The sequence below is a fragment of the Kitasatospora sp. NPDC034533 genome, assembly GCF_055575155.1.
This window is the reverse complement of record NZ_JBVITE010000084.1, coordinates 12,606-27,274: the sequence shown is the minus strand read 5'-3', so window position 1 is coordinate 27,274 and position 14,669 is coordinate 12,606. Positions and strand designations below refer to the sequence as shown.

The 14,669-nt window shown below is 73.5% G+C and carries 14 protein-coding genes; 3 read left to right on the top strand and 11 right to left on the bottom strand.

The window, feature by feature from the left end:
• Positions 1–132: 132 nt before the first annotated feature.
• The 9 genes from ACZ55U_RS35410 to ACZ55U_RS35370 form a co-directional block, all read right to left on the bottom strand.
• The gene (locus tag ACZ55U_RS35410; protein ID WP_465533050.1) at positions 133–1,188 is read right to left on the bottom strand and encodes a ketoacyl-ACP synthase III family protein; all 1,056 of its coding nucleotides are present in this window, start codon (positions 1,186–1,188) and stop codon (positions 133–135) included.
• 41 nt (positions 1,189–1,229) lie between these two features.
• Positions 1,230–2,447: a 3-hydroxybenzoate 6-monooxygenase gene (locus tag ACZ55U_RS35405; protein WP_465533048.1), complete on the bottom strand. Its 1,218-nt coding sequence runs from the start codon at positions 2,445–2,447 to the stop codon at positions 1,230–1,232.
• Between the two features lie 291 nt (positions 2,448–2,738).
• Entirely contained in the window at positions 2,739–3,734 is a 996-nt protein-coding gene (locus tag ACZ55U_RS35400) for a DUF6081 family protein (RefSeq protein ID WP_465533046.1), read from the bottom strand.
• Positions 3,735–3,750: 16 nt separating this feature from the next.
• Positions 3,751–4,365, bottom strand: a complete 615-nt coding sequence (gene wrbA / locus ACZ55U_RS35395; RefSeq protein ID WP_465533044.1) for an NAD(P)H:quinone oxidoreductase — start codon at positions 4,363–4,365, stop codon at positions 3,751–3,753.
• Between the two features lie 169 nt (positions 4,366–4,534).
• On the bottom strand, positions 4,535–6,028 hold the full coding sequence (locus tag ACZ55U_RS35390; protein WP_465533042.1) for a multicopper oxidase family protein: 1,494 nt from the start codon (positions 6,026–6,028) through the stop codon (positions 4,535–4,537).
• An 80-nt stretch (positions 6,029–6,108) separates the two neighbouring features.
• Complete coding sequence (locus ACZ55U_RS35385) at positions 6,109–6,369, bottom strand: hypothetical protein (RefSeq protein WP_465533040.1); 261 nt, start codon at positions 6,367–6,369, stop codon at positions 6,109–6,111.
• 242 nt (positions 6,370–6,611) lie between these two features.
• Positions 6,612–7,013 (bottom strand): pyridoxamine 5'-phosphate oxidase family protein, encoded by a 402-nt coding sequence (locus ACZ55U_RS35380; RefSeq protein WP_465533038.1) that lies wholly within the window; start codon positions 7,011–7,013, stop codon positions 6,612–6,614.
• A gap of 60 nt (positions 7,014–7,073) precedes the next feature.
• Positions 7,074–7,703, bottom strand: coding sequence for an MBL fold metallo-hydrolase (locus ACZ55U_RS35375; RefSeq protein WP_465533036.1), 630 nt, complete (start codon positions 7,701–7,703; stop codon positions 7,074–7,076).
• Entirely contained in the window at positions 7,700–8,785 is a 1,086-nt protein-coding gene (locus tag ACZ55U_RS35370; protein WP_465533034.1) for an S-(hydroxymethyl)mycothiol dehydrogenase, read from the bottom strand. The genes ACZ55U_RS35375 and ACZ55U_RS35370 overlap by 4 nt, the downstream gene beginning before the upstream one ends.
• A 612-nt stretch (positions 8,786–9,397) precedes the next feature.
• On the opposite strand from ACZ55U_RS35370, the gene ACZ55U_RS35365 reads away from it, so the two are divergent.
• The 3 genes from ACZ55U_RS35365 to ACZ55U_RS35355 all read left to right on the top strand — a co-directional run bounded on the left by ACZ55U_RS35365 (position 9,398) and on the right by ACZ55U_RS35355 (position 12,309).
• The gene (locus tag ACZ55U_RS35365; RefSeq protein WP_465533032.1) at positions 9,398–10,612 is read left to right on the top strand and encodes a cytochrome P450; all 1,215 of its coding nucleotides are present in this window, start codon (positions 9,398–9,400) and stop codon (positions 10,610–10,612) included.
• Positions 10,609–10,866, top strand: coding sequence for a ferredoxin (locus ACZ55U_RS35360; protein ID WP_465533030.1), 258 nt, complete (start codon positions 10,609–10,611; stop codon positions 10,864–10,866). Before ACZ55U_RS35365 ends, ACZ55U_RS35360 begins: the two co-directional genes overlap by 4 nt.
• Positions 10,867–11,010: 144 nt before the next feature.
• Positions 11,011–12,309 carry an MFS transporter gene (locus tag ACZ55U_RS35355; protein WP_465533028.1) on the top strand — a complete coding sequence of 433 codons (1,299 nt, stop codon included), beginning with the start codon at positions 11,011–11,013 and terminating at the stop codon, positions 12,307–12,309.
• Positions 12,310–12,318: 9 nt separating this feature from the next.
• Here the strand turns inward: ACZ55U_RS35355 and ACZ55U_RS35350 are convergent, their stop codons facing one another.
• Both ACZ55U_RS35350 and ACZ55U_RS35345 read right to left on the bottom strand, forming a co-directional pair.
• Positions 12,319–13,239: a LysR family transcriptional regulator gene (locus ACZ55U_RS35350; RefSeq protein WP_465533026.1), complete on the bottom strand. Its 921-nt coding sequence runs from the start codon at positions 13,237–13,239 to the stop codon at positions 12,319–12,321.
• A 9-nt stretch (positions 13,240–13,248) separates the two neighbouring features.
• Positions 13,249–14,496 carry a phosphotransferase family protein gene (locus ACZ55U_RS35345; protein WP_465533024.1) on the bottom strand — a complete coding sequence of 416 codons (1,248 nt, stop codon included), beginning with the start codon at positions 14,494–14,496 and terminating at the stop codon, positions 13,249–13,251.
• Positions 14,497–14,669 lie beyond the last annotated feature (173 nt).

Sequence of the window (14,669 nt, the reverse complement as noted above, 5' to 3'; positions counted from 1 at the left end):
GACGCTCGGCTGGGAAACCCCAGCCGAGCGTCTGGCTAAACTCCTCGCGGCCTAGACAACCGACCACGTGTTGCAACGACCGCTAGAAACCGCCAGGAGGTGTCCGGGCCCTTCGCCGTGGGGCGCCGCCGGTCAGTCGGCGACCGGGGTGGGGACCTCGTCGATCTCCAGGATCGCGCTGGTCCAGTTGAAGCCCAGCCCGATGCCGCACAGCAGCACCCGCTGGCCCGCCTCCAGCCGGCCCGTGCGGATCAGGTACTCCAGGCCGCCGAACTGGTCGGTGGCACCGACGTGGCCGGTTTCCCGGACGAACTCGACCGGCGTCCTGGCGGCGTCCAGTCCCAGCGGGGTGAGCACCTCCTGGCGCAGCATCGTCCTGCCGAAGTTCGGGAAGACCAGGTGGTCGATGTCCTCGGGCCGGACCCCGGCCTCCTCGCTCGCCCGCCCGACGGAGAGGACCAGGGCCTCGTTCATCCGCTTGAAGACCTCGGAGATCCGGCCGTCGTGCTCCTCGTCGGCGAAGGCCTGCATCCGGTCGATGAGGTTGATCGGGTACGCCTTGGGGTCGTCGAAGTCGGGGTACGGCGTGAACTCCAGCCCGGCGCGCTGGGCGCGCTCCAGGTCCGAGCGGCTCTCGGTGACGACGGAGGCGATCCGGGCGAAGCCGCCGGTGCGGGAGAGCACCGCGGCGCTCGCGCCGTCGCCGAACACCAGGCCCGGGTAGGTGCGCCAGCGGTTCCACGTCGGCATCACGAAGCGGTCCGAGGAGGTGATCATCGCGGCCCGCCGCTCGGGGCGGGCCGCGAGGAAGGCCGCGGCCAGCTCGATCGCCGCCATGGCGCCGTTGGACTGCTGCTTGACCTCGAAGGACAGCCCGTTGCCGTCCAGCACCTCGTGCTGGAGGTAGGAGCCGACGTTCCAGCCGTCCAGGCCGTTGAACGCGCCCGTGGCGTGCAGCAGCAGCCCGAACTCGCCCGAGTCCAGGCCGGAGTGGCGCAGCGCCAGCTTGCCGGCGCGCACCGCCATCACCGGCTGGGTGTCGTCGTCGCCGGCCACGGTCGCGGCGGTCTGGCCGGAGCGCCGGCGGGCGGCGTCGTCGTACAGACCGGCCTCGATGGCCTCCTCGACGGGCACCGGCTTGGGGTACCAGGCCCCCACGCCCGTGATGTACAGGTTGTCGTGACGCATGGTGGATGTACTCCTCTCACAGGGGGCGGTCGGGGGCTGGATCAGACCGTGCGCTCGATCACCGGGACGGGGCCGGGGCCGCGGCCGGTGCCGACCTCGCCGCCGTGCAGCCACTCGACCTTCCGGTACAGGTCCTCCTCGGACAGCGAGCGCAGCATGGCGTTGCGGGCCTCGGCGGCCTCGCCCGCCGGGTGGTACAGCCGGCGCCCCATCTCGCGGGCCAGCAGCTGGACGGCGGCGGTGCGTTCGCGGCGGTCGGCGTTGAACTTCTCGAAGCGCTGGGCGAAGTCGGCCGGCTCGGTGCCGATCAGCTCGCCGAGCACCACGGCGTCCTCGACGGCCTGGCAGGCGCCCTGGGCGGCGTACTGGAGCATCGGGTGGGCGGCGTCGCCGACCAGCACGACCCGGCCGTCGGTCCAGCGCTCCACCGGGTCGCGGTCGCACAGCACCCAGGACTTCCAGTCCCGGCCGAGCTCCAGCAGGCGCCTGGCGGTCTCGCCGAGGCCCGGGAACTCGCTGAGGACGTGGTCGCGCTCCACCGGCAGGCCGAGCACGGCCTCGGTGGCGCCGTCGTCGCGGGTGGCGGCCAGGTTGAGGAACTCGCCGCTGCCGATCGGGTAGTGGACGAAGTGCCACTTGGGGCCGGCCCACAGCGTCACGGTGTTCCAGCGCAGTTCCTCGGGGACCTCCTCCATGGGGATCACCGAGCGGTAGATGGTGTGCCCGGACACCTTCGGGTAGCCGTCGCCCACGAGTTGCTTGCGGACGAAGGAGTTGATGCCGTCGGCGCCGACCAGGGCGTCGGCGCGGACCCGCTCGCCGTTGGCCAGTTGGACGGTCACGCCGTCGGCGTCCTGCTCGTAGCGCTCCACCGAGCAGTCGACGCGCAGCTCCACCGAGGGTTCGGCTCTGCAGGCGGCCAGCAGCGGCTCGTACAGGTCGATGCGGTGCACCACGGCGTACGGGTTGCCGAAGCGGGACCGGTAGGCACCGGTGAGCGGCATCGAGACGACCTTCTCGCCGGTCGTGCCGTCCATGAAGCGGAGCTCGTCGATGTGCACCGCGCGGGCCCGGACCGCGTCGCCGACGGCCAGCCGGTCCAGTGCCTGGAACGCGTTCGGCCCGAGCTGGATGCCGGCGCCGATCTCGGTGAAGCAGTCCCGGCGTTCGAGCACCACGACGTCGTGCCCGCGCCGGGCCAGGCTCAGAGCGGTCGCCAGACCGCCGATCCCGCCGCCGGCGATTGCTGTCTTCGGCATTTCCGAGTCCCTTTCCTATCGTCGGGAGATATCACAAATGTTTCGCCCGGCCGGGCCTTGCGGCAATGAAAGGAACCTGACTTCGTCAGCTGGTCGGAAAACAGAAAAGCCCCCGGAATTCCGGGGGCTGGAGAAAGGAGGAAAGCGGCTCCGGCCGGACGGTCGAAGGGGGGGTCCCGTCCGGCCGGAGCCGCTGGTGTCGGCCCGCGGGGGCTGGGCCTGGGGTGTGGCTCGGTGCGTGGGGCCAGGGGTGGGACCGGGCCCTGTCCGGCCGATCGTGCCGGACAGGGCCTAGCGCGGCGCCGAGGTGACGCCCAACTCGCGGACGTCGAGCCGCGCTCCCTGGCCCCACAGGCGGTTCTGCGGGAGGCTCACCGGATCGGCGAACCGCTGCCTGGCCGGTGCACCACGGTGGGGGTCGTGGTAGCGCAGGCCGTCCTCAAGGCGGACCAGGCCGCCCTCGACGCCCGGCATCCCGGCGTCCAGCAGGGTGAAGGTGCCGAATCCGCCGGCGAGCTGGCGCGGTTCGACCACCTCCTCGCGGCCGCCCAGATCGAGGATCAGGTGCTCCCGGTCCGCGGGCCGGTGGCCGATCCGGTCGACCGACAGCACCGTGCGGCCGTCGGCCCGCCACTCCACCGTCCCCGCCGACCTGTCGTAGGCGACCGCCAGGTCGTGCACCTGGTCGGGCGTGCTCCGGCGGGTCACCGGCAGGGCGTAGGAGAAGGCGGCGTAGTCGGCCCCCGGGCGGGGAAGCCGCTCGTAGAAGGCGTAGAGCACGTCGTTGGTGACGAAGAAGTCGAAGACCATCATCGTCTCCGGGTCGACGGTGTTCATCGCGCCCGCCGCGAGCCGCAGGTCCGCCTGCGGATCGGCCACCGCGGCGCCGAACGGGTGCTGCTCGGTGCCGAACGTCCGGGCGGACATCGTCACGTCGATGGTGAGCACCCGGCCGGGCTCGGCGTCGAAGCCGAGGACGCCGCCCTTCGAGGTGTGCCGGGCCAGTGCGAAGAACTTCAGGTGGTCGGCGCCGCCGCCACCGCCCTCGCTCTCCCGGCCGGTGGTGAAGACGAAGGCCGGCTCACCGGTGCGCGGGTTGGTGCCGGTGGGCACCACCCGCAGTCCGGCCTCCGTCGTGGTGGCGATGCCGTCGCCGTCCGGCAGCGTCCCGTCGGACGGGGTGAGGGTCCACCTGGCCCCCTCCCCCCGGTGGTCGAACCCGTCCCGGAAGTCGTCCCAGACGACCCGGCCGCCGTCGCCGACGGCCGGGTCACGGTGCGTCTCCACTCGCGCCATGGCGGGCTCAGGCCGCCGACAGTCCGCGCTTGAGGGCCCCGGCGATCTCCACCGCGCGACGGGTCTGGTGCTCGATCGCGGCGAAGGTGGCCTCGTCCACGGCCGCGTTGTCGTACGCGACGTGGCCGACGCCGTAGGGGTTGCCGGTCTTGATGTTGAACTGGACACCGTCGGTGTAACCGGGCGGGACGATGATCGAACCCCAGTGGTAGAAGGTGTTGTTCAGCGCGAGCAGCGTGCTCTCCTGCCCGCCGTGGGTCTGCGAGGTGGAGACGAACGAGGTGACGACCTTGTTCGCCAGCTTGCCCTGCGCCCACAGGCCACCGGCGGTGTCGATGAACTGCTTGAGCTGCGCGGCCGGCAGGCCGAAGCGGGTCGGGGTGCCGAAGAGGATGACGTCGGCCCAGTCCAGGTCGTCCAGGGAGGCGGCCTCAAGGTCCTTGGTCTCCGCGTGGTGCGCGGCCCACGCCGGGTTGGAGTCGATGGCGGCCTGCGGCGCCAGCTCGGCCACCTTGCGCAGACGCACCTCGGCCTCGGCCTTCTTCGCCGCCTCGGCGGCGGCCACGGCGAGGTTGTGCACGCTGCCGGTGGAGGAGTAGTAGATGACGGCGACGTTCGTCATTCGAGCGTCCCTTTCTGATTTTGATCCGGTGACTGCGGAAGAGGTTCCCCCAGTCACCGGAAAGGCGGCAATCGCGGTCGGGTTACTTCGTCAGATGGGCCCGGACTCCGTCAGTTGCGGGCCCGGGAACCGGGGCGCGGCGGGCCCGGGAGGCCCTGGGGCAGGGCGGTCAGGAGACGCGGAAGTTGGCCATCATCCCCATCGCCGCGTGGTCGAAGAGGTGGCAGTGGTAGACGTAGGTGCCCCGGTACCCGGTGAAGGTCGCCTGGATCTTCACCGTCTCGCCGGCCAGGATGCTCACGGTGTCCTTGAGCCCCGTCTCGAACCCCTGGGTGACGGGCTGTCCGTTGCGTTCCAGGACGCGGAACATCACCAGGTGCATGTGGAAGTTGTGGGGGGCGACCTGGTTGGAGTTGGTGACCGTCCAGATCTCGGTGGTGCCGTAGGCGATCTCGGTGTCGATCCGGTTGTGGTCGTACGTCAGGCCGTTGATGTAGGCGCCCGCGTCCGGCCTGCCGTCCTCGTCCATGCTCAGCACGAAGGCGCGGTTGACGGTGGCGGGCGGCAGCGCCGGCAGGGTGCGCAGGGTGCCCGGGACCGAACTCGGGTCGGCGGCGGTGCGCGTGACGTCGAAGCGCATGACCTTGCCGACGTGCTCGACCGGTCCGGGCGGCATGCCGTTCTCCAGCACCACCTGGGTGCCCACCGCGTAGCGCGAGAAGTCGATGACGACGTCGGCGCGTTCACCGGGCGACAGCCGCACCACCGTCGCCTGACAGGGGTTCGGGAGCAGGCCCCCGTCCCCGCCGATGATCGTGAACTCCGAGCCGTCGGACAGCTTCAGGTCGAAGAAGCGCGCGTTGCTCTGGTTGAAGAACCGCAGCCGGTACTTGCGGGCCGCGACCTGGAAGTACGGCCAGGCCTTGCCGTTGGCGAGGATGACGTTGCGGTTGGGCCAGTCGTCCATCTCGTACACGAGCTGTCCCGACTGGTCGAAACGGGCCTCGCGCAGGGCGATCGGCACGTCGTACTGGCCGGAGGGCAGCGGCAGTTGCTGCTCGGTGTCGTCGGTCAGCAGGTAGGTGCCGGACAGTCCGCGGAAGACGTGCTCGGACTCCTGGTGGTGGGCGTGGTCGTGGAACCACAGGTTGGCGTGCGGCTGCTCGTTCGGGTAGGTGTAGGTCTTGGAGGCGCCCGGCTGGATCAGGTCCATCGGCCCGCCGTCGCTGGACTCCGGGACGTGCGCGCCGTGCAGGTGGACGGAGACCGGCTGGGCGAGGTTGTTGGTCTGCTGGACGACGACCCGCTGGCCCGATCTCGCTCTGATGACCGGGCCCGGGAACTGCCCGTTGTAGGTGCGGACGGTGGTGGCGGGCATACCGGGCAGGACCGCCGCGGTGACCTCCTTCATGGTCATCCGGTAGCAGCTGGTGGTGCCCGAGACCGCGTACGGCGCAAGCACCGCCGGAACGGGCATCTGGACGGCGAACTTGGCGATGTCGGCCGGGTCCAGGTTCGCGGTCACCCCGCCGGTGGGGGTGGTCAGGCCCACTCCGGCCGCACCGGCGGTCGCGGGCTGCGAGGCCGCGAGCCCGAAGCCCGCCAGCCCGAGCCCACCGGAGACGGCGACACCGGACACCAGGAACGAACGACGTGCTATCACGATTTCCCCCCAGGAGATGTGAACGATCCGTGTAGGGCAGATCCAAGGGGCAGCGGGGGGAAACCGATTAATTAATCTGATTAGTCTGTCACGTCGTGGGCCGCCTCCACGGCCCCGTACGGCGCGCCCGAGGGCTCCGGCCGGATGGTGCGGCCGGCCCGCAGGCACACGCCCGGCACGGTCAGCGACAGCAGGGCGACGGCGATGCTCTCCATCACTTCCGGGCTGGAGCGCGGGATCTCGGCGAGCAGTGCGCTGCGGGCCGTCCCGCTGATGCCGCCGTCCGCCGAGGGCTCGGCGACGTCGTGGTGCGCGTGGATGAAGGACGATCGAGGCTGCACGGTCCACTCCTTCCATCGGGATCCGTCGACAGTAGGCAGCCCGAGGGCGACGAGCGGCGGACCCGCTCCCGTCTGTGTCAGGTCCCGGGAACTCCGTCACCGCCGCCCGAGGAGGCCCCGCCGAACTGACACAGTGGCCGGGATCCGGTTGTCGCCGCGCGCTCCCGGTCGGGAGCCTGACGGCGGAACGGGCGTTCTCGCACGCGGAACGACCGTTCCGGAAAGGGGTGTCCCTCGTCTCCTCAGGCCCGGCCGAGCACCCGCTCGACGCTGATCTCCAGCACCACCCGGTCCGGGTTGGCCCGCGGCTCGCGGTAGCGCTCGGCGTAGCGCCGCTCCGCCTCGGCGACCTGCTCGGGCTCGTCGCGGACCACCGCGACGCCCTCCAGGGTCGACCACCGGGCGCCGGCCACCTGGCAGAGCGCGACGCGCAGGCCCTCCGGCCCGGCCGCGGCGACGTTGCGGGCCTTGCGGCTGCCCCGGCTGGTGATCACCCGGGCGGTGCCCGTCTCCGGCTGGTACGTCACGCCCACCGGCACCACGTGCGGCGTGCCGTCCGGGCGGGTGGTGGTCAGCGTGGAGATGTGCCGCTCCCGCCAGAAGGCGAGGAAGGCGTCGTCGAGCTCGCGCGGGTCAAGGGCCATGGTCGCGATCGTACGGCCCCCGGGGAACGCCCGTTCCCCGGGGGCCGTACGGGCCGGGCGTCAGTGCCCGCGCGCGATCCACTCCGGCAGGGCCGGGGCCTCGGCGCCGATGGTGGTCGGGTCCCCGTGGCCGGTGCGCACCACGGTCTCGGCCGGGAGCGTCAGCAGCCGCTCGCGGATCGAGTCGATGATGGTCGGGAAGTGCGAGAACGACCGGCCGGTGGCGCCCGGGCCGCCGTGGAACAGGGTGTCGCCGGTGAAGACGGTGCCCAGTTCGGGGGCGTACAGGCAGACCGCGCCCGGGGCGTGGCCCGGGGTGTGCAGCACCGTCAGCGCGGTGCCGGCCACCTCGATCCGCTGCCCGTCGGCCAGTTCGCCGTCCGGGAGGCGCTCGGGGTGGGTGAGCCGCCACAGCGGCAGGTCGTCCGGGTGCAGCAGGATCGGCGCACCGGTGCGGGCGGCGAGCGCCGGGGCCGCGTCGATGTGGTCGTTGTGCGCGTGGGTGGAGACGATCGCCAGCAGCCGGCGCCCGCCGAGCGCGGCCTCGATGGCCTCGGCGTCGTGGGCGGCGTCGATCACCACCGCCTCCTCGTCGTCCCCGACGATCCAGACGTTGTTCTCCACCTCCCAGCTGCCGCCGTCGAGGTCGAAGGTCCCAGCGGTGACCAGGCGGTCGACGCGCGCGCTCACAGGACCACCACCGAGCGCAGGACGTCGCCGTGGTGCATCCGCTCGAAGGCCTGCTCCACCTGGTCCAGCTCGATCGTCTCGGTGACGAAGGCACCGAGGTCCAGCCGGCCCTGGAGGTGGAGGTCGATCAGCATCGGGAAGTCCCGCGAGGGCAGGCAGTCGCCGTACCAGGAGGACTTCAGCGCGCCGCCGCGGCCGAAGACGTCGAGCAGCGGCAGCTCCAGCGTCATCTCCGGGGTGGGCACGCCGACCAGGACGACGGTGCCGGCCAGGTCGCGGGCGTAGAAGGCCTGCTTGTAGGTCTCCGGGCGGCCGACCGCCTCGACCACCACGTCCGCGCCGTTGCCGCCGGTCAGCTCCCGGATCGCCTCGACCGGGTCGGTGGTGCGGGAGTTGACGGTGTGGGTGGCGCCCAGCTTGCGGGCGGTCTCCAGCTTGCGGTCGTCGATGTCCACCGCGATGATCTTCGACGCCCCGGCCAGCCGGGAGCCCATCACGGCGGCGCCGCCGACGCCGCCGCAGCCGATCACCGCGACCGAGTCGCCCCGGCCGACGTTGCCGGTGTTGATCGCGGCGCCCAGCCCCGCCATCACGCCGCAGCCCAGCAGGCCCGCGACGGCCGGCTCGGCCGCCGGGTCCACCTTGGTGCACTGGCCGGCCGCGACCAGGGTCTTCTCGGCGAACGCGCCGATGCCCAGCGCCGGGGACAGCTCGGTGCCGTCCAGCAGCGTCATCTTCTGCCTGGCGTTGTGGGTGTCGAAGCAGTACTGCGGACGGCCCCGCTTGCAGGCGCGGCACTGCCCGCATACCGCGCGCCAGTTGAGGACCACGAAGTCACCGGGCTCGACCTCGGTGACGCCTTCGCCGACCGTCTCCACGATGCCCGCGGCCTCGTGGCCGAGCAGGAACGGGAACTCGTCGTTGATGCCGCCCTCCCGGTAGTGGAGGTCGGTGTGGCAGACACCGCAAGCCTGGATCCGGACCACGGCCTCGCCCGGGCCGGGGTCCGGCACCACGATCGTGGTCACCTCCGCGGGCGCGCCCTTGGCGCGCGCGATCACTGCCTTGACCTGCTGGGGCATCCGATTCCACCTCCGTCCGCCGGTGCGGCTCCGCACCGGCCTGACCTGCGACAAACGACTGAAGACGAACTGCCCACGAAGCGTATCGCCCGCCCCGCCGGACACCGCCGCGGCCCCGTGGGGCCCTCCCGCTCGAACCGGTGTGCCAGGTCGGCTCCGCCCGGCCCACGGGGTCTCAGGTGGCATGTGCCGGCCGGGTATCCGCCCGGGTCGCGCGACAACCGGCGCGGTCCCGGCGGCGGGGGCGCACGACTGGCAACGAGCGCCCGTTCGTGCGCCTCGAAGTGCCTGGAAAGCACCGGTGTTGGCTGGAAGTGCCGCAGACGGGCACCCCGCCGCCCACGTACGGTCGTAGCAGAGACGGTCCACGCGACCACGCTCAGCACACCCGCCCCACCCGACGGCGCGTCACCATGCGCCGCCCGCGCCCGGGCGCGCACCGACCGTGCGCCCCCGTACGTTTCGCGCCACGCCTCCCTCGAAGGAGCCCGACCGACCCCCGGCCCGTGTCGAGCCGCCAGCCGGCCGTATCACCCGTCCCCCCGCACCATCCCCGGATCCACCCCCCGCCGGGCCGCCCCCGCGGCCCCCGCCCTGGAGTCTGGAGTACGGATGTCCACCGAGAACAGTGCGACCAGCGCCGGCCCCGCCCCGCTCCCCCCGATGCACTGCCTGCGCCGGCTCGAACCCGGCCCGCCCCGCCTCGCGGCCCTGCCCACCGGCACGCCGGTCTGGCTGGTCAGCCGGCACGCCGACGTGCGGCAGGTGCTGACCGATCCGCGGCTGGGCCGCGCCACCCTCTTCGCGCCCGACGCGCCGGCCATCAAGGTCACGCCCAGCATCCTGGACGACCCGGACGGCATGCTGAACATCGACGGCGCCGAGCACCAGCGGCTGCGCCGCACCGTGCAGCGGGCGTTCACCCCGCGCGCGATCGAGCGCTGGCGCCCCTGGGTGGCCTCGGTGGTCGAGTCGCTGATCGACGAGCTGATCGACCACGGCTCCCCCGCCGACGTCGTCGCCGCCTACACCCGGCCGCTGCCGGTCGCGGTGATCAGCCGGCTGATGGGCCTGGACAACGTGGACGCCAAGCGGCTCGGGCACTGGAGCGACCACGCGCTGTCCACCACCGCGTACACCGCCGAAGAGATCACCACCGCGATGACCGAGTTCGCCGCCTTCGGCTCCGACGTGATCGCCGAGCGCCGCGCCACCCCCGGCGACGACCTGGTCAGCAGCCTGCTCGCGGCCGCCGCCGAGGACGGCTCGATCACCGAGGGCCAGCTGGTCGTGCTGGTCATCGGCCTGGTCGTGGCCGGCCACGAGACCACCATGACCAGTCTCGGCAACGCCCTGGTCTACCTCCTCCAGGACGGCCGCGAGGCCTGGCAGCGGCTCGCCTCCGACGAGGCCAGCGCCGCGGCGGCCACCGAGCAGATCCTGCGCGCCGTCCCGCTCAGCGACGCCAAGGAGCACCTGCCCGGGCTGCTGCGCCGCACCGTCGAGGACGTCGAGATCGGCGGTGTGGTCATCCCGGCCGGCAGCGTGGTCGCCGCCGACGCCCAGGCCGCCAACCACGACCCGTCGGTCTTCACCGGCGACCTGCGCACCGAGCTGTTCTCCCCGCTGGCCGCGCCCATGCTCACCTTCGGCGCCGGACCGCACCACTGCCTGGGCGCGTGGCTGGCCCGGATGGAGATGGAGCTCGGGCTGCACCGGCTGGCCCGCCGGCTGCCCGCCCTGCGGATGGCCGACCCGGTCGAGCTGATCGACTGGCGGCGCGGCCTGGCCACCCGCAGCCCCAGCGCCCTGCGGGTGATGTGGTGACGGGCCGCGCGGACACCGAGCCGGTGATCGTCCGGGTGGACCGGGACCGCTGCATCGGCTCCGGGATGTGCGCCCTCAGCGCCCCCGACTCGCTGACCCTGGGCGCCGACGGACTGGCCGCTCCGCTGGCCGGGTACGCCGACGGCGGCGCCGAGCTGACGGACGCCCTGAACGAGGCGGTGGACTACTGCCCGGTCGAGGCGCTCAGCCTCCACTCGGCCCGCGGCGGCTACCGGATCGATCCCGGGGAGTGAGCCGGCCCGGGGTGGTGCCCGCCGCGACCACGCGGCCGGGCACCACCCGGGCCCTCCCGGACGGCCGATCGATGAGCCGGGCTAATGGGTCGATGAGCTCATCGATCTTGTTCGCCCCTTCCGCCGGCTGGTGGGCTGGGCCGCATGACAAACGCGGAAACCACTGCGGCCGACCACCCGCGGGCCACCCCGGGAACCCCGGGAACCCCGACCCCACCGGCCGGTCCACCCACCGCCCACCGCTGGTCCCCGGTCCTCGCCGTCGCCCTCGCCACCTTCACCCTGGTGTCCTCCGAGATGATGCCGGTCGGCCTGCTCACCCCGATGTCCCACAGCCTCGGCGTCACCGACGGGGCCACCGGCCTCTCCCTCACCATCACCGGCCTGATCGCCGCCGCCCTCTCCCCCTTCGCCCCGGCGCTCGTCGGCCGGCGCGACCGCAGGACCGTGCTGGTCGTCCTCATGATGCTGCTCGGCCTGGGCAACGCGGTGACGGCGCTGGCGCCGGACTTCACGGTCCTGGCCGTCGGCCGCGTCCTGCTCGGCGCCGCCATGGGCATCGTCTGGGGCCTGGTCGCCAGCCTCGGTCCGCGCCTGTCCGACGGCCCGCGCCTCGCGCTCGCCATGACGCTGATCTTCTCCGGCGTCTCCGTCGCCTCCGTCCTCGGCGTCCCGCTGGGCACCTACCTGGCCGCGCTGCTCGACTGGCGCGCCGCGTTCTGGGCGCTCGCCCTGCTCGGCGCCGCCTGCGCCGCCGTCCTCGCCGCCACCCTGCCCCCGCTGCCGGCGCACCGGCGGGCACGGCCGGGCGGACCGGCCGGCGTGCTGCGCCACCGGGGCATCGCCACCGGAGCCGCCATCACCGCGCTCGTCGTGCTCGGCCACTTCGCCGGCTACACCTACGTCCGGCCGGTCCTCGAAGCCGACGCGGGACTGAGCAGCGGCACCATCGCCACCTGCCTGCTGGTGTACGGACTCGCGGGCGTCGCCGGGAACTTCACCCTCGGCCCGCTGTCCGGCCGCCGCCCGAAGACGGCCGTCACCCTCGCCCTGTCCGGCGTCACCCTGGCCACCGCGCTGCTCGGCTCCGCCACCGGCGGCCTCGCCACCGTCCTGCTCGTCCTGGTCCTCTGGGGCGTCTCGTACGGCGGGGTGTCCGTCTCCACCCAGACCTGGTTCCGCATCGCCGACCCGGCCCGGGTCGAGGCCTCGGCGGCCGTCTGGGCGGGCGTGTTCAACGCGAGCATCGCGCTCGGCTCGCTGGCCGGCGGCGTGGTCGTCGACCGGGCCGGCGAGCACGCCGTGCTGCTCACCGCGGCCGCCCTGGCGGCCACCGGCCTGCTGCTCACCGTGTTCTCCCGGCCGGACCTTCGGGACCGGCCGGACCCGCGGGACCAGCCGACCCGGCGGGACCAGCCGGACCCGCGAACGGACAGGAGCTGACCGGCCGGCTCAGTCGACCTGCCCGGCCAGCAGCCCGACGAACTCGGCCGTCAGCCGGTGCGGGCGCCGCTCCCGCTGGACCACCTCCAGCGTGCTGAACTCCAGCTCGGGCACCGGCAGGAAACGGATGTCCGGCCGGTGGACGTAGGTCGTGCTGCGCTCGCACAACAGCAGGCCCCGGCGGGTACCGGCCACCATCGTCAGGCCCGCCTGGATGGTGGCCGCGCCCGTCGCGTAGGTCAGCTCCCGCCCGCTCGGCGTGCGCCGGGGCGCGTTCACCTCCCGCCAGTACGCGGGCGCCGGTCCGCGCGGCTCGATCAGCGGCAGCTCGGCCAGCTCGTCGGCGGTCATCCCCCGCTCCCCGCCGAGGCGCCGCGCGGCGGAGACCGCCACGTACACCGGCTGCCGGGAGAACTCCAGCAGCACCTCCAGCCCCGGCTCCCGGCAGGGGGCCAGCACGATGGCCAGGTCGACCTCACCCCGGGCGAGCTGGGAGAACGGGTCCGCCCAGGGCAGTTCGACCAGTTGCGTCGTCCCCTCCGGCAGGCTCGCGATCACCCGGGCGACCGGCTCGTACACCGCGCACTGGAAGCCCAGCCGCAGCGGCCGGGCCGTCGCCGCCGCGGCCCGGGCGGCGTCGTAGCCCTCCCGGAGCCGCTCGAAGGCGGGCACCACCTGCTCGGCCAGGGCCCGCCCCAGCCCGGTCAGTTCGACCCGGCGGCTGGTCCGCCGGAACACCGGGGCGCCGACCCGGCCCTCCAGGCGCTTGATCAGCTGGGAGACCCGGCCCTGCGAGACGCCCAGGCGCTGCGCCGTCCGCCCGAAGTGCAACTGGTGGACGAGGACGGAGAAGCACTCCAGCTCCTGCAACGGCAACTCGGGCAAGGCGGCGATCCCGGAGGCTCCGGGGGCCGGCGTCGGTCGGTCCACCCCGGCAGTCTACGTCGGGCTACCGGCCGCTCCGCAGGCGAGCGCGGCGCGCAGCTCGGCGGCCGGATCCCCCTCGTGGTACGGGCGTTCGCTCGGCTCGATGTGGTCCAGGAACTCCTGGTAGCGCAGGGCGTAGGACACGTGGTAGAGCGGCTCGGCGAGTTCGAGGGCCCGTTCCGGGTCGGAGCCGGGGGCGTGGCGCTGCCAGGCGCGCGTCCAGACCCGGGCGTGGTGGCGCCAGGCCTCCGGGGTGAGGTAGGCGCGGGGGCGCAGCCCGTCGAGGGCGGGGTGGCCCAGGCAGGAGTCGGCGTAGTCGACGACCACCGGGTTCGCGCCGTCGGAGCGCCAGTTGCCGGGGTGGAAGTCGCCGTGCAGCAGGGTCTCCGGCAGACCGCAGGCGGCGAGCCGGTCCAGCAGGCCGGGCAGCGCGGCGGCGAAGTCGGCCAGCCGGTCCAGTTCCCCGGCGGTCAGATCGCTCTCCTCGGGCAGGCGCTCCAGCAGGGCGGTCAACTGGGCCGCCAGGACGCGGGGGGTGCGGTCGCGCAGGCCGGCCAGGTCGCCCGGGCGGGCGGCGAGCGCGGCCTGCGCGGCGACCAGGCGGGGGACGACGTCGGCGACGGTCTCGGCGGACGGGCTCCAGCAGTCCTCGCCGGGGACGTGGTCGAGCAGCAGCCGCCCGCCGGCCGGGTCGGCGGCGAGGACGGTGGGGACGAGCGTGCGGTCGACGCCGCCGAGCAGCGCGATCACCTCGCTCTCCCGGGCGTTGAACGCGGGCGTCGTGGTCTTCAGCCAGGCGTCGGTGCCGGTGGCGGTGGGGAGACGGAAGAGGGCGGAGAGGTTCCAGGTCCGGATCTGCCGGGCGGGCGCGGCCAACGGGCGCCCGGCCGCGGCCAGTTCGTCCCGTGCCCAGTCCAGGGCGGCCCGCAGCCCTTCCGGGGTGGCCCAGGCGGCGCGACGTTCGGCCGGGCCGAGCAGCGCGGCCGTCGCGGCGTCCGGGGCGCCGGCGGCCGGCGCGGTCGGACGGCTCAGCGCCTCGGCGTGGTAGCGGACCTGCCCGCCGTGCCCGGGCTCCTCGCTCCGCCCCTCGACCAGCCGCGCCACCAGCACCGGCACTCCGGCCAACTCCGTGGCCCGCGCGACCACTCCGTCCACCGAGGACCACCAGCCGAGGTCGGCTTCGAAGGGGCCCAGCCGCCCGAAGTACTCGTCCCCGAAGGTGAGATCGACCGTCACGATCCGGTTGCTCGCTCGCTGCATCGCAGCAGCTTCGCGTACGGTCGCGGCCCGGAGCCAACGATTTTCCGCGCCCGTCGAGCTTTCCGCGCCCGTCGAGTGGAGTGCAGCGGCCCGCACACGCCGGCGCTGCGCCTCCACCGCGGCCCGCTGCCGGTCCGGCGTGAACACGAGCCGGGCGGCCGACTCGTCCAGGA

Bases quoted from the DNA above. Each gene is read 5' to 3' on its own strand.
- ACZ55U_RS35355 (WP_465533028.1), top strand. From the start codon at position 11,011: ATGACAAACGCGGAAACCACTGCGGCCGACCACCCGCGGGCCACCCCG.
- ACZ55U_RS35405 (WP_465533048.1), bottom strand. From the start codon at position 2,447: ATGCCGAAGACAGCAATCGCCGGCGGCGGGATCGGCGGTCTGGCGACC.
- ACZ55U_RS35345 (WP_465533024.1), bottom strand. From the start codon at position 14,496: ATGCAGCGAGCGAGCAACCGGATCGTGACGGTCGATCTCACCTTCGGG.
- ACZ55U_RS35410 (WP_465533050.1), bottom strand. From the start codon at position 1,188: ATGCGTCACGACAACCTGTACATCACGGGCGTGGGGGCCTGGTACCCC.
- wrbA (WP_465533044.1), bottom strand. From the start codon at position 4,365: ATGACGAACGTCGCCGTCATCTACTACTCCTCCACCGGCAGCGTGCAC.
- ACZ55U_RS35380 (WP_465533038.1), bottom strand. From the start codon at position 7,013: ATGGCCCTTGACCCGCGCGAGCTCGACGACGCCTTCCTCGCCTTCTGG.
- ACZ55U_RS35370 (WP_465533034.1), bottom strand. From the start codon at position 8,785: ATGCCCCAGCAGGTCAAGGCAGTGATCGCGCGCGCCAAGGGCGCGCCC.
- ACZ55U_RS35365 (WP_465533032.1), top strand. From the start codon at position 9,398: ATGTCCACCGAGAACAGTGCGACCAGCGCCGGCCCCGCCCCGCTCCCC.